Source organism: Peptoniphilus sp. Marseille-Q6390, from assembly GCF_965119475.1.
Map to the genome: position 1 here is coordinate 1,200,283 of NZ_CBCPLS010000001.1, position 19,008 is coordinate 1,219,290.

The 19,008-nt window shown below is 37.1% G+C and carries 15 protein-coding genes; 5 read left to right on the plus strand and 10 right to left on the minus strand.

The features are described from left to right. Nucleotides 1–140: 140 nt before the first annotated feature. The 5 genes from ACWPVO_RS05715 (at nt 141) to ACWPVO_RS05735 (ending at nt 5,809) form a co-directional block, all read left to right on the plus strand. Nucleotides 141–776 (plus strand): ZinT/AdcA family metal-binding protein, encoded by a 636-nt coding sequence (locus ACWPVO_RS05715; RefSeq protein WP_454207133.1) that lies wholly within the window; start codon nt 141–143, stop codon nt 774–776. Nucleotides 777–857: 81 nt separating this feature from the next. After that, on the plus strand, nt 858–2,153 hold the full coding sequence (locus tag ACWPVO_RS05720; protein ID WP_454207135.1) for a metal ABC transporter substrate-binding protein: 1,296 nt from the start codon (nt 858–860) through the stop codon (nt 2,151–2,153). A gap of 3 nt (nt 2,154–2,156) precedes the next feature. Continuing rightward, nucleotides 2,157–2,831: a metal ABC transporter ATP-binding protein gene (locus tag ACWPVO_RS05725; RefSeq protein WP_454207137.1), complete on the plus strand. Its 675-nt coding sequence runs from the start codon at nt 2,157–2,159 to the stop codon at nt 2,829–2,831. After that, entirely contained in the window at nt 2,818–3,615 is a 798-nt protein-coding gene (locus ACWPVO_RS05730) for a metal ABC transporter permease (protein ID WP_060799957.1), read from the plus strand. The genes ACWPVO_RS05725 and ACWPVO_RS05730 overlap by 14 nt, the downstream gene beginning before the upstream one ends. 190 nt (nt 3,616–3,805) lie before the next feature. Next, nucleotides 3,806–5,809 carry a C69 family dipeptidase gene (locus ACWPVO_RS05735; protein ID WP_454207139.1) on the plus strand — a complete coding sequence of 668 codons (2,004 nt, stop codon included), beginning with the start codon at nt 3,806–3,808 and terminating at the stop codon, nt 5,807–5,809. 74 nt (nt 5,810–5,883) lie between these two features. Here ACWPVO_RS05735 and ACWPVO_RS05740 read toward each other — a convergent pair whose 3' ends face one another. The 10 genes from ACWPVO_RS05740 to folK all read right to left on the minus strand — a co-directional run bounded on the left by ACWPVO_RS05740 (nt 5,884) and on the right by folK (nt 19,000). After that, on the minus strand, nt 5,884–6,840 hold the full coding sequence (locus ACWPVO_RS05740) for a glutathione S-transferase family protein (protein ID WP_454207141.1): 957 nt from the start codon (nt 6,838–6,840) through the stop codon (nt 5,884–5,886). A gap of 191 nt (nt 6,841–7,031) precedes the next feature. Further along, nucleotides 7,032–7,505, minus strand: a complete 474-nt coding sequence (tnpA, locus tag ACWPVO_RS05745) for an IS200/IS605 family transposase (protein ID WP_005955379.1) — start codon at nt 7,503–7,505, stop codon at nt 7,032–7,034. Between the two features lie 176 nt (nt 7,506–7,681). Then, nucleotides 7,682–9,514 carry an ATP-dependent zinc metalloprotease FtsH gene (gene ftsH, locus ACWPVO_RS05750; protein WP_454207143.1) on the minus strand — a complete coding sequence of 611 codons (1,833 nt, stop codon included), beginning with the start codon at nt 9,512–9,514 and terminating at the stop codon, nt 7,682–7,684. A 76-nt stretch (nt 9,515–9,590) separates the two neighbouring features. Continuing rightward, entirely contained in the window at nt 9,591–10,631 is a 1,041-nt protein-coding gene (locus tag ACWPVO_RS05755; protein ID WP_005955234.1) for a ribonucleotide-diphosphate reductase subunit beta, read from the minus strand. A 185-nt stretch (nt 10,632–10,816) separates the two neighbouring features. Beyond that, nucleotides 10,817–13,345, minus strand: a complete 2,529-nt coding sequence (locus tag ACWPVO_RS05760) for a ribonucleoside-diphosphate reductase subunit alpha (RefSeq protein ID WP_454207145.1) — start codon at nt 13,343–13,345, stop codon at nt 10,817–10,819. 287 nt (nt 13,346–13,632) lie between these two features. Next, the gene (locus tag ACWPVO_RS05765) at nt 13,633–15,393 is read right to left on the minus strand and encodes a copper amine oxidase N-terminal domain-containing protein (protein ID WP_454207147.1); all 1,761 of its coding nucleotides are present in this window, start codon (nt 15,391–15,393) and stop codon (nt 13,633–13,635) included. Between the two features lie 993 nt (nt 15,394–16,386). Further along, nucleotides 16,387–17,106, minus strand: coding sequence for a hypothetical protein (locus tag ACWPVO_RS05770; RefSeq protein ID WP_454207149.1), 720 nt, complete (start codon nt 17,104–17,106; stop codon nt 16,387–16,389). Between the two features lie 13 nt (nt 17,107–17,119). Next, nucleotides 17,120–17,617 (minus strand): hypothetical protein, encoded by a 498-nt coding sequence (locus ACWPVO_RS05775; protein ID WP_195445206.1) that lies wholly within the window; start codon nt 17,615–17,617, stop codon nt 17,120–17,122. Between the two features lie 2 nt (nt 17,618–17,619). Next, entirely contained in the window at nt 17,620–18,192 is a 573-nt protein-coding gene (locus tag ACWPVO_RS05780; RefSeq protein ID WP_195445208.1) for a glycoside hydrolase family 73 protein, read from the minus strand. After that, nucleotides 18,182–19,000, minus strand: a complete 819-nt coding sequence (gene folK, locus ACWPVO_RS05785; protein WP_454207152.1) for a 2-amino-4-hydroxy-6-hydroxymethyldihydropteridine diphosphokinase — start codon at nt 18,998–19,000, stop codon at nt 18,182–18,184. Before folK ends, ACWPVO_RS05780 begins: the two co-directional genes overlap by 11 nt. Nucleotides 19,001–19,008: the final 8 nt, after the last annotated feature.

Here is a 19,008-nt window from a genome sequence, read left to right on the forward strand (position 1 = left end):
TACTAGTTTTATCAAAATGATAATACGTATCATTTACAAGTTATTAATGTTTTGTAAATCCTTCATATAAAAGAAATTTTTCCCGACAATTTCTTTAATTTCTTCGCAAAATATTAGATAACTTATATTAAGGAGGAATTATGAATAAAAAATTTAGACTGTCACTAGGCCTATTGGCCCTATCTGCAACACTTCTTGTTGCTTGCAATAAGGAAGAAACTAAGAATGAGCCTAAAGAGAACAACACTAAGGTTGAACAAAATGTAGAGGCTAAGGCTGAAGATAAGGCTACTGATGAAGTTGCTCTTTCTGACTGGGACGGAGAATGGAATAACATTGCCAACTATCTTGATGATCCTGGACTAAAGGGAGCTTACGAGGAAGTTGCTAAGAGAGACAACATCACAGAAGATCAAGCTAAAAAGAATTTTGCTGATCACGTTGCAGTTGATTTTGGAGCCCTAAAGGTTGATGGAGATAGCATAACTTTCTTAACTGGACCTGAAGGAGACGAAATTGACAAGGCTGACTACAAACTTGTAGACAAACACCCAATGGAACACGGTGGAAAAACTCTTTATTGGTACGAGTTTTCTTCTAATGGAAAATATCCAACAATTTTATTAATGCCAGTTCACGGCGAAGACCACATGCCACACTTCCACTTAAGAGTTGGAGGAAGTGCTGAAGAAATGTTAGCTAAGGATGACTGGTACCCAACATTTGTTAGTCCAACAGTAACTATCGATCAAGTTTACGAAGAAGTTGCTGAATAATATTTCTATTTTTTTCTATCCTCGATGTTTCATCTCTTGATGTTCATCGGGGATAAATTTTTTTAAGAGAAAGGAGACTTTATGTCAAAAATAATAAAAATTATGACTGTATTTCTCTTGGCTTTTTCTCTAGTTGCTTGTAAGGCAGAAAAGGATGACAAGGCAAAACCTGTCGTCTACACTTCCTTTTATCCAGTCTACAGCTTAACTAAAAGCGTAGTTGGCGACACTGTGGACCTAAGGATCCTCATGCCAAAAAACCAGGACCCCCACCTCTGGGAGCCAACTCCAAGAAGGATAAAGGACCTGTCAAATTCTGACCTTTTAATTATAAATGGAGCAAATATGGAACACTGGGCAGACTCAATTGCAAATACCCTTCCAAATTTGGATATCCTAAATCTTGCCAGTGGGGTAAATTTAATTTCCTACAAGGGGGCTGCTGCCATTGGAGACTTCCAATACATGGTGGCTGGCGACTTTGACAAGGAAACCTACTCCTTTGACTTTGGTCACACTCACGAAGACAACATGAGGATTGCCTTCCTCTATTGCGACAAGGACTACTCTGAAAAGGACCTTGTTAAGATGGGACGAAGGATCATGGAGGACCCTGGGGAAGATATTCCACAAAAATCTGTAATTAAGGTTGAGGATAGGAAGACTTACAAGCTTGAGATGGGCCACGAGCATGGAGAAATTTATTACAAGCTTCCTAAGAAGGGAAGGTGGATTATGTTTAGCGACAGAATTTCCACAGACCTACTTTCTTATAAGATGCTTGATGCCCATGGAGATCCTATGAAACTTGATGTCCTTCGTGATACTTCAACTACTAACGAGGACAAGATAACCTACGATCCTCACTCTTGGATGAGTATTAGAAATGCCAAGAGATATGTAAATGATATTGAATACAAGATGTCCAAGCTCTATCCAGAGAATAAAAGCCTCTACAGGAAGAATGCTTCCAAGACTTTGAGAAAGCTTACAGAGCTTGACTACAAGTACAGGGACCTCTTTAAGAAAACTAAGAGGAAGGAATTTATTGTGAGTCACTTTGCCTTTGCCTACCTTGCCAAGGACTTTGACCTCATCCAATATCCTCTCCAAGGCCTAACAAGTACAGATTCTCCAAGTATAAAGAAGATCACCAGCGCCATAGATGACGCAAGGGATAGAAAGATCAATACAATCTTTTACGAATATGGTATGCCAAAAAATGGGGCAGACATAATCGCAGAAGAAATTGGTGCTGACCTAAAAGGCCTAATATCCATGGAATATATTAACAGGGATATCGAAAAGGACGTTGGAGACGACTTTATAGACATGATGGAATACAATTTGAAAAATTTATACGAATCATTGAGGTGATATATGAAGGCTATTGAAATAAAAAATGCCAACTTTGCCTATGATAGGGATCCAGTTCTCAGGGACTTAAACCTAACCCTGATGAACAAGGAGAAGATCACTATAATCGGTGGCAACGGAGTTGGCAAGACAACTTTAATAAAAATAATTATTGGGGAGCTCAAGCTAAGGTCTGGAGAAATAAAAATTTTTGAAGAAGACCTAAATATAGATTCACTGAAAAAAATCGGCTACGTTCCTCAATCACAAAAGGAAAACTTATATACTTTCCCAATTTCAGTCAAGGAGCTTGTAACCCTACAACTCTATGAGAGCATGGGTATGATAAAAATTCCAAGAAAGATCCACTACGACAAAACTATGGAACTTTTAAAGAAGATGAATCTTGAGAAGTACGCAGACTATCCTATAAGGGACCTGTCTGGTGGTTTGAGACAAAGGGTTTTAATCACAAGGGCCCTTATGAACAATCCAGAAATTTTAATTTTTGACGAGCCAACATCTGGCGTTGACGAAAGTTCAAAGAGGCAATTTGCCAAAACTCTTGAAGACTTAAACAAAAATTTTGACGTATCCATAATTTTAATAACCCACGAACTAGACTGGGTGAAAAACAACCTGCAAATGGATAAATTTTACGAATTAAAGAAGGGAGGTCTTGAACTTGTTACAGTATAGCTTTATGATTAGGACCCTCTTAGTTTCCCTTATGATTTCCATAATAATTCCCCTAATTGGGATTGTAATAGTAAATCGTGGGACTTCTATGATGGGGGATGCCCTATCTCACGTTTCACTAGCTGGGGTTGCCTTGGGACTAATCCTTTCAATAAATCCCCTAATTGGTGCCATCTTTGCCTGTGTCATTGGAGCCTTTTCCATTGAAAAAATCAGGAAGAAGTTCCCACAGTTTGGTGACATGGCAACAGCCATAATAACCTCTATGGGGCTGGGACTTGCTGCCCTCTTGTCAGACTTTTCGCCAGGAGGAAGCAGCTTTGACGCCTATCTCTTTGGTAGTATTGCATCAGTATCAAAGGCTGACGTTATAATCGTCCTCATAACCTTTATACTTGTTGTTGCAATTTCTTTAATTTATTATTTTGGCCTCCTCTCCATTGCAGTTGATCCACAACTTGCCAAGATGAGTGGGGTAAATGTGGCGAGAATAAATTCAATCTTCACACTTTTATCTGCCCTTACCATTGCCCTTTCAGCCAAAATAATTGGTGCCCTCATGGTGACATCACTTATAGTTTTACCAGTGGCATCATCACTATTAATAAGTAAATCCTACAAGGCAACCTTCCTAAACACCCTGGTCCTTGGACTTATTTACACCCTAAGTGGTGTCATTCTGTCCTACTACTTTGACCTAAAACCAGGTGGAGCAATAGTAGTTATTGCCTCCCTAGGAATGCTAGTTTGCCTCTTGATTTCAAAACTAAAAAACAAGAAATAAGTTAAGTCTGCAAGATAACTTGCAGACTTTTCTTTTGTGGTTTTAAGTGATATATCGACAAAATTTTGTACAAAATTAAAACATTGACTTATTATATTCTCAGGTGTTAATTTATATTTATAAAAACGCTCCCATCATCTTTATTTAGATAAAGAAAACATTTTTATAAAAGGGAGCCAAGGAGGTATTTATGAAAAATAGCAAGAAGAGATTATTGATAGCAGGTCTTGCATCTAGCATGGTCTTATCCATGGCAGTTCCAACTTTTGCCTGCACAGGTATTATCGTTGGTAAAGACCTAACTACTGATGGTTCTTTTATCTTTGGAAGAACTGAAGACTACCAAAGAAATAGGACTATGAGACTTGTAACTCACCCACGTGGAGAAATCAAGAAGGGCGATAAGTTGGTTGATGTCAACAACGGATTTACATACATACACAAGGAAGACTCTTTGAAATTTTTCTCAACTCCAGACTCTTCCAAGAAGCCAAAAGACATGGAGCAAGGTGTCTACGATGCAGCTGGCTACAACGAGGCAGGTGTAGGTATCTTCTGTACAGTTTCTGCTGACCCATCAGACGAAGTCTTAAAGGCTGATCCTTTTGTAAAAGATGGGGTCAATGAAGCAAGTATGACAACTTTCTTACTTGCACACGCAAAATCAGCTAGGGGCGCAATAGAACTTTTGGCAAAAACTATTGATGAGCAAGGTGCGTCAATGGGTGACATTGTTGCCTTTGGCGACCAAGATGAAGTTTGGTACATGGAAATTTACACTGGCCACCAATATGTTGCCATTAAGTATCCTGCCGACAAATTTAGTATCTTCCCTAACGATTTTTGGCTAGGTGGCGTTGACCTTAAGGACAAGGAAAATGTAATTGCATCAAAAGACATAGTCGAAGTTGCAAAGAAGGCAAAGACTTATAAGGAAACTGCTGATGGTCTAATGGATATGGCTGGATCCTATGGCCCTAAGGAAATTAGAGATACATCTCGTTCAAGAGTTTGGTCTGGTATCCACGACCTTGACCCTAACTCAAAAGTTCCTTACGATGCAAAGAGATTTGACTTGTTAAATGACCTATCAGAAGGCAGTGAAAAAATAGATATAACTCATGCCCTAAATGTATTTAGAAATAGACTTGATGGAACTGAATTTACTCCATCAGACAACAAGGCTGAGAGAAAGGCAAAGCCTAAGACTCACAAGAGACCAATTGGATCTATTAACACAATGCAAGCCCACATCTTCCAAATTAAGAAGGGTTATCCAAAGGAAGCTCCAGGTCTTATGTGGATGACTCTAGGAAGTCCACTTAACATTCCTTGGATTCCAATTTTCCCTGACATCAACGACTCTACAGCTGAAGCAAAAAATGATTCACCAGTTTATGATGCAAACTCTTACTACTGGGTTGGCTCATCTGTTAATGATTTAGTTTCTGGCAACAGAGAAGCACTTGGCGAATCAACAAGAAAAACTGTAACAGACTTTGAAGCTAAAATCATGAAGGACCTTCCTCAAGTTGAAAAGGAATGGATTGAACTTTATTCTAAGGACAAGGCAAAGGCTGCAGAATTCTCTACTGCTAAGACAATGGAATGGGAAAAAGAAGTTTTTGACCTAGAAAAGGGACTACAAAAAGAACTTTCACAAGTTTCTAAGGCCGACTTAATTGATCACTGGGCAAGAAAGCCTATTATCGATGCCATCAACAAGAAGTTAATGGTTGGTACAAGTGACCTTAAGTTCTCTCCAAATGAAAAAATCACTCGCGGAGAATTTATAACAATACTTGGAAGACTTGGCAAGCTTGACACAAAGAAATACGCTGAAGTTAAGGACAAGAACATCGAAGCTGGCAAGTTCTACACTGAATACATGAACTGGGCTGTTGAAAATAAACTTCTTCCAAAGACTTCTAAGCCAATGGCTAATGAAGACATCACTCGTGAAGAAATGGCTTACACTTTGGCAGCTTATCTAAAATTAATGGGCGACGACACTTCAACTCTTAAGATGGTAGTCTTTGATGACCAAAAGGAAATCTCTGACTGGGCTCTTGGCGAAATTGAATTCCTAGTTAACAAGGGAATCCTAAGTGGAACTACTAACAACAAGTTCTCACCTAAGGCAAACTTAACAAGGGCAGAAGTAGCACAAATAATTTCAAAACTTGATAAGTAAGTTTATAAAACTTGGTAAATTTAAAAATCCTAGGCCTGAAAACCTAGGATTTTTTGTTATTATAAGATTTTATCTTAAAGTGAGAAGTCTATCTCTGGACCTATTGGCACTATCTTATTTGGATTTATCAAGTCGTGGGACATGTAGTAGTGGGTCTTGATGTGGTCTAAGTTCACTGTCTCTGCCACTCCCTCCATGTTGTAAATAACTCTTGTGTATCTCCAAATATTTTCATAAGAAGTAAGGGGTCTTAGGTTGCACTTGAAGTGACCAAAGTAAACTGGATCAAATCGAACTAGAGTGGTAAAGAGTCTTATGTCTGCTTCAGTAAACCTATCGCCAACTAAAAACTTATTCTTTGATAAGATTTCTTCTATCTTATCTAGGGCTTCAAATACATTTTTCGCTTCCTCTTGGTAAACTTCTTGCTTAGTTGCAAAGCCTGCCTTGTAAACCCCATTGTTGATCCTGTCGTAGACAAAGTCGTTTATCTCATCTATCTCATCTCTAAGGTCTTCTGGATAGAAGTCTCCCTCTTTTGCTCCTAAGTCGTCAAAGGCATGGTTGAAGATCCTAATTATTTCTGAGGATTCGTTGTTGACGATTTTTTCTTCTTTTGTGTCGTAGAGAACCGGCACAGTTACCCTGCCAGTGTAGTCAGGCTTCACATGGGTGTATAGCTCATGAAGGTACTTAAAGCCATGGACCTTGTCCTCTGTTGCACCTGGATAGTCTCCAAAGGTCCAACCCTTGTCGTACATAAGAGGACTCACAATTGAAAGGCCAACAATGTCTTCTAGTCCCTTGAGCTTCCTAACCATTAGGGCCCTTGCTGCCCAAGGACAAGCTAGCGAAACATAGAGGTGGTATCTCCCTTTTTCTGCTGGGTAGGCCTTCCTGTCCCCGTCATCTATTTTTCCGTCCCTTGTTATCCAGTCCCTGAATGAAGAGTCCTTTCTCACAAATTTTCCACCTGTTGACTCTGTGTCATACCACTGGTCAAGCCATTTACCTTCTACTAATAATCCCATATTCATCTCCTTTTCTCTCTCTAAATTTTTCTAACTATATTTATACTTTACCCCTGCAAGACTTTTGCAATCATAACCACCGGCTAAGCCGGTGGTTTGTTTTGCCCCTATAAGGGGCTGTTACCGGCAGCATTCCATGCTTTGAACTTTCTTTCTCGTGCACCAATTTTCACAGCTGGTGCTAAAGCACCTTATTTTTTGCTTTTGTTCACTTGCTCACCCGTAAACGGGTCTACAAATTCCTTTATACTTATTTGATCTGCCATGTAATCTTCTTTTAATTGATTTTTTATATATTCTTGTATCTTTTTCGCATTCTTTCCTGCTGTATCTACGTAATATCCTCTACACCAAAAGTGTCTATTCCCATATTTGTATTTTAAATTTGCATGCCTATCAAATATTATTAGACTACTTTTCCCTTTTAAATATCCCATTGTTTGAGATATGCTGTATTTCGGTGGAATTTCCAACAACATATGAATATGGTCTGGACAGCATTCTGCTTCTATTATATTTATTCCTTTTCTGTCACATAAATCCCTTAATATTTTTCCTATATCTTGTTTTAACCTTCCATAAATTACTTGTCTTCTATATTTTGGAGCAAATACTACGTGATACTTACAATTCCAGGATGTATGTGATAAACTATTTTTATCCATTTTAGGATACCTCCCTTTTCTATTTATGCTACTGCCAGTAACATTAATAGTTTATCACGGGAGGTTTTTTGCTTTAAGCTAAAGCTTTATTTTTCTACCACCAGCATAGCTGGTGGTTTATTCATGCTAAAGCGTACAATCAAAAAAGGCGGCTCATGCCGCCTTCTTCATAATTCTTATTCTTCTTCAAAGTTCTTGTACTTTGATAAAATTTCCATAAATTGTTTGCCAGTTATTGTTTCTTCTTCTAACAAGAATTCAGAAAGTTCCTTCATGGCATCCCTATTGTCTGCAATTAATTGTCTTGCATTTTCTTGGGCTGACTTCACAATCTTAACCATGAGGTCGTCAATTTCTTTTCTTGTTTCTTCAGAGCAGTTCATGTTTCCATTGTCGCCCATGTATCGTGAGCCAGAATCTTGGAACTTAACCATGCCAAATTCGTCAGCCATACCATATTGGGTGATCATGGACCTTGCAGTTTCTGTTGCCTTCTCTATGTCGTTGGCTGCACCAGTGGAAACTTCATTAAAGATAACTTCTTCTGCTGCACGTCCTCCACAAAGAGTTGTGATGTGGTTAATCAAATCTTCTCTTGTGTAGAGATTTTTTTCATCCTTAGGAACCTGCATAGTGTAACCTAGGGCTCCTGAAGTCCTTGGGATAATTGTAATTTTTTCCACAGGCTCAGACCCAGTTTGTAGAGCTGCAACAAGGGCGTGACCAATTTCGTGGTAGGCCACCCTCTTCTTTTCTTCTGGAGAAAGGATGTCTTGCTTTCTTTGGGCACCTGCAATTACAACTTCAATTGACTCTTGGATGTCCTCTTGACGAACCTTGTCGTGACCCATCCTAACTGCACGAAGGGCAGCTTCGTTTAAGATATTTGCAAGTTGGGCACCTGATGCACCGGCAGTTGACCTTGCAATAAGTGAATAATCAATGTCATCTTCCATCTTGTAGGACCTAGCGTGAACCTTTAAGATTTCAATCCTGTCCTTTAAAGTTGGGAGCTCAACCCTAATTTGTCTGTCAAACCTTCCTGGTCTTAAAAGGGCTGGGTCAAGGATCTCGGGTCTGTTAGTTGCAGCAAGCATTACAATTCCAATGTTGCCATCAAAGCCGTCCATCTCTGTCAAAAGTTGGTTAAGAGTTTGCTCTCTTTCATCATTGCCAGAAATTCCTGCTGAATCTCTCTTCTTACCAATAGTATCAATTTCGTCAATAAAAATAATACATGGGGCATTCTTTTTCGCTTCATCAAAGAGTTCTCTTACCTTAGCTGCACCACGTCCCACAAACATTTCTACGAATTCAGAACCTGCTATGGAGAAGAAGGGAACGTGGCTTTCTCCAGCTACTGCCCTGGCAAGTAGGGTCTTACCAGTTCCTGGAGGGCCAACAAGTAGGGCGCCCTTAGGGCACTTGGCACCTATGTCTGTATATTTTTTTGGATTTTTTAAGTAGTCCACGATTTCCACCAGGGACTCCTCTGCCTCTTCTTGACCTGCAACGTCATCAAAGTTTACAGTCTCGCCACTTGGTTCGTACTTTTGGATTTTCTTTCCGCCACCAAAGATGCCACCGCTGCCGAGATTTTCCATTCTCTTAGTCATTGCCCTTTGGAGCAAGAAGAATAGTAGGATTGGGAATCCCCAAGTCATTACAAAGTTCATAAATAAGCTTGGCTTTTCTGGGATTTCAGAAGAGTATTCAACACCCTTTTCTTCAAGGTCTTTAACTATGTCTGGATCTTCCATCTTCCCAGTCTTGTAGATTTTTTTGTCATCCTTAAGCTTGTAGAGGATTTGGTCTTGCTTAAAGCTTACCTCTTCGATTTTATTCTGGCTCAAGTTATTCCTAAAGTCTGAATAAGAAGAACCCTCTATACTGTTTTGTGTCACCATTGGCAAAATCAACCAGTTTAGGGCAAAGACTGCCAAGATTGAAATCAAGTAATATCTAAGTAAATTATATCTGGGCCTCTTGTTGTTGTCCTTATCTTCCATCTTATAAACCTCCTTAAGGGATGAAATTTTTTAAAAATAAAAACCGGATAAAAATCCGGCTTAAATCTCTTTCTTATTAAAGGTCATCTTCAATTACAGAAGATTTGGAATATGCAGATGGTCTTGCTTCAAAGAAGTCTGTCTTAATTTGATTTGGATCAGAGTATTCGCTAACCCACTTCATAGATTCTGGCTCATCGATATTTTCATCAAAGAGGTTACCAAAACCTAGATTCCTGGAACGCAAGTTGCCAAGGTACATGATGTAATCTTCAATCATCTTTTCATTGAGACCCTTAATTTCATCGCCTATGACATACTTACCCCAAGCAATCTCTTCCTCAACACCCTTTTTAAGCATTTCTTTATATTTCTCTATATTTTCATCTGTAAATATTTCTGGCTCTTCCTTTTTCATCTCAAGGATGATGCTCCTGAATAACCAAAGGTGAGTGTTTTCGTCCCTATTGATGTATCTGATTTCAGAAACTGTGCCAGGCATCTTGCCCATTCTTCCAAGATTGTAGAAGAAGGAGAAGCCTGAGTAGAAGTAAATTCCTTCAAGGATGTAGTTGGCAATTAGGGCCTTCATAAAGTTGTCCAGGTTTTCATTTTCGTAGAAGTCTTGGTATTGGTCCCCAATAAATTTATTTCTCTTTAATAGGACTTCGTCATCCTTGTATTGGTAGAGGATTTCTTCCCTCTCTTCTGGAGAACAAATTGTGTCCAAGATGTAGGAATAAGATTGAGAGTGGATGGACTCTTGGTAACCCTGGATTGAAAGGCAAAGGTTGATTTCATTTGCCGTTACATAGGATTGTAGCTTTGGTATCTGAGCAGTTTGCAGTGAATCAAGATAAATCAAAAAGGATAAAATCTTATCGTAGGCAGTTTTTTCAGCCTTGTCGAGTTCCCTGTAGTCCTTCACGTCTTGGGAAAGATTAATTTCCTCTGGTATCCAAAAGTTGTTCATAGCTTGGCGGTACCAATCACTTGTCCAGCTGTACTTCAAGTTGTTGAAGTCATTTAGGTTTGTTGTGTTACCATTGATGACCCTTCTCTTGGAAGTTTCAATGTCTCCCTTTTCATTAAAGAGACCTCTTTTTGAAAGTTGCATATTTCCTCCTTAATAATAATTTTTAACGCTTTTCTAAATACTTATGAACTTATAGGTATCTATGACCCTATAAAGTTTTATAACTTAATAAAAGTTTACGACTCTGTAAGAATTTGTGACTTCATAAAAGTTTACAAGCCTATAGAAGTTTGTAATTTTGTAAAAAATTGTAGCTTTACAATAATTTATGACGCACAATAGTCGCAGTCTTCAACCTCTAAAGACTTACTTCTCACATAATAAACGGACTTTAACTTTTCCTTGGCTGCCTTGATATAAAGGTTTAGGATCTTTCTCATTGTGAAGTCAGTTGTTATATAGAAGTTAATGGACTGAGCTTGGTCAATGTGTCTTTGCCTAATAGCTGCAGCCTCGATTACAAAGTTTTGGTCAAGCTCGTGGGCATTTTCATAAAGCCAGAAGCTTTGTGGAGTAAGGTCTGGTGCCACCCTTGGAAGGATTGAGCCCTTCTTTTCTTCCAAGAAATACCTATTCATAACTGGGTCAACACCTGCGCTTGTCGCAGCTATAATTGAAGTAGAACCAGTTGGGGCAATTGCCATGATGTAACCATTTCTAAGTCCGTTGGCCTTCACATCTTCTCTTAATTTATTCCACTTTGCGTCCTTGTAGTCACGAAGATCGAAGTATTTTCCATTTTCCCAATCAGAACCCTCAAAGAAGTCATAGGATCCCTTTTCCTTGGCAATTTCCATAGAGGCAGTAACTGCGTGGAAGTTTATCCTTTCATAAAGGTCGTCTGCCCACTTCAAATGGTCTTCTATATCAGAAAATGCCATGCCAGCCTTTACAAGGGCGTGGTGGTAACCAGAAGTTCCAAGACCAATGGACCTGTACTTCCTATTTGTCACCTTGGCATAAGGAATTGGGTAGTAGTTAAGGTCAATAACATTGTCAAGAGCCCTTACAGTTGTTGCAACAATATCCTTTAACTCCTTGTCATCTTCAAGGTCAATATTTCCAAGAACAAGAGAAGCTAGGTTGCAAACTACAAAGTCGCCTGGCTTAGTCTTTGTCACAATGACTTCGTCCCCGTCTTCTATTTCTATTGTAGTATCTAGGGTTTCAATTGCAGACATGTTTTGCATGATTTCTGTACATAAGTTTGATGAGTAAATCATACCAACGTGCTTGTTTGGATTCATCTCATTTACATTGTCCCTGTAGAAGGCAAAAGGTGTGCCTGTTTCAGTAAGTGACTTGATAATAAGTCTAACAAGGTCCTTTACAGACATTACACGACGGGAGATAGACTCATCTTCAATACATTCTCTATACTTTTCTTCCCATTCCTTGCCGTAAAAGTCCTCAAGAGAATAGCCCTTCTTTGCAAGAACTTCGTGGGGATCAAACATATACCAGGTCGCGTTGATGTCCTTCTCTGCCAATTCAAAGAATAGATTTGGATAGGAAATAGCAGGGAAGATGTCGTGAGCCTTCATCCTGTCGTCCCCATTATTGGTACGAAGTTGTAAGAACTCTGGGATGTCCTTGTGCCATGCATCAAGATAGCAGGCAACAGAACCTTGACGAACTCCCAGTTGGTCAACAGCAACAGCAGTGTCATTGGCAAGCTTTATCCATCTTATAACACCACCAGCAACCCCCTTGAAGCCCCTGATGTCAGAACCAGTTGCACGAACCTTACCAAAGTAAAGTCCCATACCGCCACCGTGCTTAGAAATTTGAGCGAAGTTGTCAATGGAACGATAGATTCCCTTTAGGGTATCTGGCACTGTGTCAATAAAACAGGAAGAAAGTTGGTTGTAAGGCTTTCTCGCATTAGACATAGTTGGTGTGGCTACAGTAACCTTTAGGCTAGAGTAAATATCGTAGAACTTCTTAGCCCAGTAAATCCTATTTTTCTCAGGGATAGCAAGGTGCATGGCAATTCCCATAAACATCTCTTGGATAGATTCCACAAACCTGCCGTCGTGGCTCCTGATCACATACCTCTTAATTAAGAGGTCAAGACCAGAATAGTTTAAGAGCCTGTTTCTTGAATTGTCGATATATGCTTCCAGCTCAAGAATATCTTCCTTAGAATAATTTTCTAGGATGTATTCTCCGTAAAGACCCTTTTCAGTTAAGAAGGCAATCTTTTCGTAGAAATTATTGATCTTAAACTCTTCTAGGTTTGCCTTGATTTTCTTTTCAAGGTCGTAGTTTAAGAAAAGGGCTGCGATAAATTCCCACCTAGGGGCATCCTTGTCTGTAAGTTCACTTGCAGCTTTAATAATTTCAGAAAGATAGGCATCTTGACTTTGGTCCTTCTTCACAAAGGATTCAAACTTTTTGTACAAGTTCTCAAGCTCGTACTTCTTTGGGTCGTAAGTCTTTCTCACGAACTTCAAAATCTTTAGAACCTTGTCATCAGTGATGTAGTTGGCGAACTTGTCTAAAATTTGCCTTTCTTCAGAATGTCTATTTCTGTAAAGGATGTAGGCCTTTACAACTTCGATTTCCTTCTCATCAATTAGCTTTAGCTCAACTAAGTCCTGAATCTCTTCCACAGTTGGCGGATTCTTTGGATCATAGTTTTTTAATAGGCTATTTTTGATGTCAAGGGCATAGGCGTTGATAACAGAATCAACATAGGGTTTTCCAACAGAGTCAAAGGCTTTTTCGATGGCATTCTTTATCTTTAAGTGATCGAAATCAACCTCTCTCTTATCTCTTTTTAATATCTTCATAAATCCTCCATATAGTAGAATTTTTATTTATAACTTTTTAAATACTACTATATATTACCATAAACAAAATTTTATAAATAGCTTTAAAGTAGATAAAAAATAATCTTAGTAATTTGTTTTTTATTATAAAGCTGTGACTTTTTTTATTTTACAACCTATCTTATATAAAAATTCACTTCAAACTAGACTTATAAAAAAAGAAGCCTGGCTTGGCTTCCTTGTTAAAATTAATATGTGTTTTGAAAACAAAAAATCCCAAGAGACTTTCTCTTGGGATAATTTTTATCTTATTTTACAACTGAGAAAAGAACTTTTGCTGCTTTTTCAGCAGATTTTTCTGTCTTTTCAGCTACTTTTTCTTCTTTAACTTCTTTTGTTTCTTTCTTGTCAGCTTTTTCTTCCTTAACTTCTTCCTTGTCTTCTTTTAAGAATTCTTCCATTTCTTTTTTGTTTTCTTCTTGGTATTTCTTTAGAAGTTCAGGGTTTTTGTCAAGGTCAGCCTTTGCTGCAAGTAGTTTTTCTAATTCTTTGCCTTCATAAAGTTCCTTTAAAGTTTTAACAACTTCTTCGTCCTTAAGGTCTGTTTTCATTGAAGCTATCATCTTGTAGTTATCTTCTTTTTCAATTTCTGCAAGCTTTGCTTCTAATTCTTTTTCAGTCATGTTGAAGATGTCAACTATTGGCATTCCGTCGTTCTTGTCGTATTTAACCTTGTAACCAAAGGCTTCAGATACGAATCTTACTGGGATGTAAGTTTTGTCTTTTACAATAACTGCTGGTGAGTCAAGTGCAACTTCTTTTCCATTTACAAGGGCCTTGTTAGAATCAATTTTAAGAACAATTTTATCCTTGTCCTTTGTAACTGTTACAGTCCTGTCTTTTCCATTCCAATCAACTTTTGCGCCGATTTTTTCATAGAAAGCACGAGCTGCTAGCATAGTTCTGTCATTCATGATCTTTGGAAGAGCTTCTGGATCTTCAAAAGTGATGTCTTCGCCATTTACTCTTACTGTTACAAGAGTTACATTTGGCATGATTAACTTCATATATTCTTCTGTAGTTAATTTTTTAACTGAAGTTGGGAAGTTGATTTTTACATTTTCGTCTTTTACTGTGTTAACTTTTCCCTTAACAGAAACTTTTACAAATTCTGCAAAGTTAAATTGCATTGCTAGATCTTGGATAACTTTGTTTTCTTCAAAAGTTGTCTTTTGAGAAATATTTGATCCCTTGATCATTTCTTTTACGCCCTTAGCAGCTTCTTTTAAGTCTTCTGCCTTGTATTCCTTGTTAAGTTCTTTGAAGTCTTTTCTTTCTTCATCAGTCATTGGAAGTCCAGCCTTGTCAACAATTGCTAAAGCAGATGTTGAAACTGCATCCCAATTCTTCATAACACCGTCAGCTGACTTGATGAACTGGTCAATTATAGCATCACTATTTGCGTTTAATGTGTATGTGTTGCCTTCAACCTTGAAGTCAATTTCTTGTTTAATGTCCTTAGTTGCAAGGTCCATTAACTTGATTAGGTCTGTCTTAAATTCTTCAGAGTTAAAGTATTGTGCAGCCTTTGGTGAAAGACCATTTTCTTCATCTGCTATTGAGATGTAGTCTTCCTTAATGTCCTTGAAGGATCCACTTCCAAGTGCAAAGATGTCTTTTGACATGATAACTTCATTGCCCTTTACATAAAGGTCCATCTTGATCTTATCTGGCACGTCCTTGTTAAGTCCTGCAATTTCTTCTTGGCTCTTAGAAACTTTTGCTATTTCCTTTTTCAAGTTTGTGAAGTCCAGGTTCATTAAAACATGTGCCTTGTCTTTTCCAACTTGTTCGCCAGTAAGGCTTACAGGGAATTTCATTTTTACAATTTCTTGAGTTTCAGGATTTTTTACTTCAACATTGTATTCAAGTTGTCCTGTAACCTTTGAGCCCTTCCAGTTTGCAACCTTTTGGGATGCATCTAGGTAAGCTGTTGTGTTTGCACTACAAGCGCCAAGAGTTATGGCTGCAATAAGTACAAGAAAAATAGTTAAAATTTTCTTTTTCATAGTATACCTCCTATTTGCTTTGATTTTATCAAACCCAGAGAAGCCTTTCAAATTAAAACAATATTACATAAAAAATTAAACTTAACTTATTAATAAGAAATTTTTATAAATTTTCATAATATTTTATTGGCCTTGCTTGGATTTGATTTTGTTTTGGCTTACTTTTGCTTAGACCAGCCCTGCATAATCTATCCAGGACTTTTTTAGTTTACACATAAAATACTTGTACTTTTGTATCAACTCCTTAATACAATAATCATTGTATCTGCTGTCTTTTTAATTTGCAAGATAAAATTAATCTAATAAAAACTTTAAACTGTATATACTTTATATCTACACTATAAGCCCGGCGATTTCTTTTGTCAAGAATTTTTATAATTTTTTTGATTTATCTTATTAAGCTATGAAAATTTCTTAACTTCTTTAATTCAATTTTTAAAATTTTATTTTTTATCCACAATTTTCTATTCTTATCTACATTTGTTGACTCTTAGGCTTGTATTAACTTTCAAAATTTTATTCTCTTCTAATAAATTAAAATCTAATAAAATCTTATCTTAATGAAACTTTTAATTTTTAAAAGTTATTAAGTAAATTCAAATTTCTAAAATAATATAGCAAAATAAAAACTTCACAACAAGAAAATATAGCGCAACTTTTGGTTGCATCCTGCTTTTTTTGCAAAATTATTCGCAAAATATCTTTTTTATATAATAAATGATCTTTCAAAATCACAAATACAAAAAAAGAGACCCACTTGGATCTCTTGATTTTAAAATTTTCAATTGTTATGTAACTATAGCTCTATACCTCGTAAATTAAGCATTCAACCTTTAGCAATAAGCTACTTTCAAATGAGGTACTTTGCTACCTTTCCCTTGCGGGATAAATTAAAACTTGTCATTGGAATCACCTTTTCTTAGTTACCAATTTGTTTTCTCTAGCTAGCTTACTTATAGTATAGAGCATTAAAGTTATTTTGTCAATGTTTTCCTAAAAGTTTTTTATCTTTTTTAAATTTATTTTTTTCTCGTCGATTTTTCCATTGTTAAGGGCCTTGTTAATCTCAATAATTGCTTGATTTGCTGAGTTTAGTGACCCAATATTTACTATATAGTTTTTAGAACCTTCCTTACCCTTTATAACAATTTCATTGTCCTTTGATTTGGAAATAGATTTCATATCCTCATAGGGGAAGTGATCGTTTCCTATTACAAGTCCCTTGCCATAGGATCCCACAACAGTACCAAGCTTCTCCTTGCCATCTCTAAAGGATGATTTTAGTGGAATGTTGTAGATTACTGTGTCCTTGTCCTCTCTAATTGGAAATTTTCCATTTTGTAGGTTGTATAAAAATAGGAGAAATAGTCCTATTAAAAATAATGGATTTGCAAGAAGTTTAATGATCTTGTTATCTCTCATATACATTTGTTGGAAAAAGTAAATATTTACAAAGATCAAAAAGCCTATGTAGACAAAGATGTTTAAGTTGTAGGTTCTCTTTCTTATGTCTAAGTCTTCAAGTTTTAGGATTTCCTTGTACTTTGATATGAAGTCCACTGCTGTCATCATAAATAGGTAGTTTACAATAGCCCACATAATTGAGTAAATTATTGCCCCATTGCCAAGCTCTGATTTTATGCCAGAGAACTGAAGGCCAAAGGGAATTATTACTGATATTAGGAGGACTATGTTAGATGTTTTCTTGTTCATTTTTTCCTCTTTCTTATTTTTTCTTCTTTTTCTTTTTATTGGTTTTTATTTTTTGTATATTCTTCTTAGCTTCTTCTTTTTCTTTTTCGATTTCTTCTGCAACCTTGTCATTTCTAGTTATCATGAGCATAGTTCCAAAGAAAGCAAACATGTAGATTCCAAAATTTATAAGCATCTTCTTAAGATCAGTTTCTATAACTAATAGGTCTCCTTGACTAAGTCCAGTTAGATTTTTGTACCTAAAATAGGATATTCCAGAAAATAAAATTATTAGAATTATCATGTAAATAAAAACTGATTTTGTGTCCTTGTATCTTTTTTCATCTACAAAGAAGAAAACCGCCAGGGTTGACAGGGAAATTATTCCCAATAATATTGCCAAAGTCTTGTAATTAAAAACTTGGGCGAAGTTATTTGTATCTAGCTTATTGTACTTAAACACAAGAAAAGCTATGGAAAGAATAATAATTATTAGGCTGGTTTTCAGCCATTCTTTCTTATCTTTTGTCAATTTTACACCTCGTCGTACTTTTCTAAGCCATATTTTTCTATGACTGATATTATTTTTTCTGCGTAGGCAGGGTCTGTTGCGTAGCCGCCTTCTTTTATAAACTGGGCAGCTTCCTTATAATTCTTGGCAGTCTTTACCTTTTTATATCTCTTGGCTGTGGAAAGAAGCTTGCCATAGTGGTCAAAGGATTCCTTCTTAGAAGAGTACTTCTTGAAGTTCTCCATGTACCTTCCACTTTGACCCTCCACATATTCTTCAGTCTCAAAGACTATGCCCTTGTCTTTTTTTACTTCCTTTATGCCAAAGTAATTGTTGTATTCTTGTGAAAGCTCAGACCTTCCCCAATTACTCTCAAGTATTGACTGGGCAATCATTACTGATGGTAGGAGGTCATATTTTTTCGCCACCCTCACTGCCAATTTTTCTGTCTCTGCAATATAGGCTTGTCTGTAGTTTAACTCTTCTTGGGCCCTTTTTTCTGATGCAGAACTTATCAAAAGTCCCATGAAAAAAACTATTCCCAAAAAAGCCAAAAAAATCACAAGACAACCGCAACCCAGCTTTTTAGCTTTCATCTTTCACTTCTTTATAAAGGCTGCTAATTTTTTTATTTAAAATTGGATGAAAATAATTTGGCATAAGCTCGTTTAGAGATTCTAAGACAAATTCCCTCTCTGCAATATAGGGATGAGGCACAATTAATTCATCTGTGTAGTGGATTTCCCTATCTATAAATAGGATATCCAAATCAATGGTCCTAGCTCCCCATTTTTCATGCCTAACCCTGTCTAGGTCAATTTCAATTTTTTGCAAGATGTGGAGGAGGTCGTGAGGATCTTCAAAGGAAGATACCTTTACAACTGTATTTAAAAAGTCTCCTTGGTCAGTCTTTCCCCAGGCCTTGGTTTCTATTATAGAAGCCTTCTCTAAAACTTTTAAGCCTGCTTCTTCCATCTTTTCTAGGGCTGATTTAATGTAGGCTTCCCTGTCTCCAAGATTTGTCCCAATCCCAATATAGTAGTCCCTTCTCTTTTTATTGCAGCGAACTGATGCTGTATCTAGAGGAAGGTTAATTGGTGCCCAAGGTTTTTTAATTGTAAGATCCACTGTCTCTGCTATTTCATAATTGTCAAAGATGAATTTTGTCATCTTGTAGGCAAGGGTCTCAATTAAGTCCTCTGTTTCATTTTTAAAAAGATCGTAGAGTTCATGGGATAATTTTCCATAGTCAATGGACCTGTCCAAGTTTTTTTCTATGGCACAGTCCCTAAAACTCATCCCAATTTCTGCGCTGATTAAAAATTTTTGTCCAAGTTTATTCTCTTCTTCAAAAAGCCCATGGTTGGCATAGACTTCTAGGTCTTTTATCTTGATAAAATCCATAATACTCC

Bases quoted from the DNA above. Each gene is read 5' to 3' on its own strand.
- ACWPVO_RS05715 (WP_454207133.1), top strand. From the start codon at position 141: ATGAATAAAAAATTTAGACTGTCACTAGGCCTATTGGCCCTATCTGCA.
- ACWPVO_RS05720 (WP_454207135.1), top strand. From the start codon at position 858: ATGTCAAAAATAATAAAAATTATGACTGTATTTCTCTTGGCTTTTTCT.
- ACWPVO_RS05725 (WP_454207137.1), top strand. From the start codon at position 2,157: ATGAAGGCTATTGAAATAAAAAATGCCAACTTTGCCTATGATAGGGAT.
- ACWPVO_RS05735 (WP_454207139.1), top strand. From the start codon at position 3,806: ATGAAAAATAGCAAGAAGAGATTATTGATAGCAGGTCTTGCATCTAGC.
- ACWPVO_RS05740 (WP_454207141.1), bottom strand. From the start codon at position 6,840: ATGGGATTATTAGTAGAAGGTAAATGGCTTGACCAGTGGTATGACACA.
- tnpA (WP_005955379.1), bottom strand. From the start codon at position 7,505: ATGGATAAAAATAGTTTATCACATACATCCTGGAATTGTAAGTATCAC.
- ftsH (WP_454207143.1), bottom strand. From the start codon at position 9,514: ATGGAAGATAAGGACAACAACAAGAGGCCCAGATATAATTTACTTAGA.
- ACWPVO_RS05755 (WP_005955234.1), bottom strand. From the start codon at position 10,631: ATGCAACTTTCAAAAAGAGGTCTCTTTAATGAAAAGGGAGACATTGAA.
- ACWPVO_RS05760 (WP_454207145.1), bottom strand. From the start codon at position 13,345: ATGAAGATATTAAAAAGAGATAAGAGAGAGGTTGATTTCGATCACTTA.
- ACWPVO_RS05765 (WP_454207147.1), bottom strand. From the start codon at position 15,393: ATGAAAAAGAAAATTTTAACTATTTTTCTTGTACTTATTGCAGCCATA.
- ACWPVO_RS05770 (WP_454207149.1), bottom strand. From the start codon at position 17,106: ATGAACAAGAAAACATCTAACATAGTCCTCCTAATATCAGTAATAATT.
- ACWPVO_RS05780 (WP_195445208.1), bottom strand. From the start codon at position 18,192: ATGAAAGCTAAAAAGCTGGGTTGCGGTTGTCTTGTGATTTTTTTGGCT.
- folK (WP_454207152.1), bottom strand. From the start codon at position 19,000: ATGGATTTTATCAAGATAAAAGACCTAGAAGTCTATGCCAACCATGGG.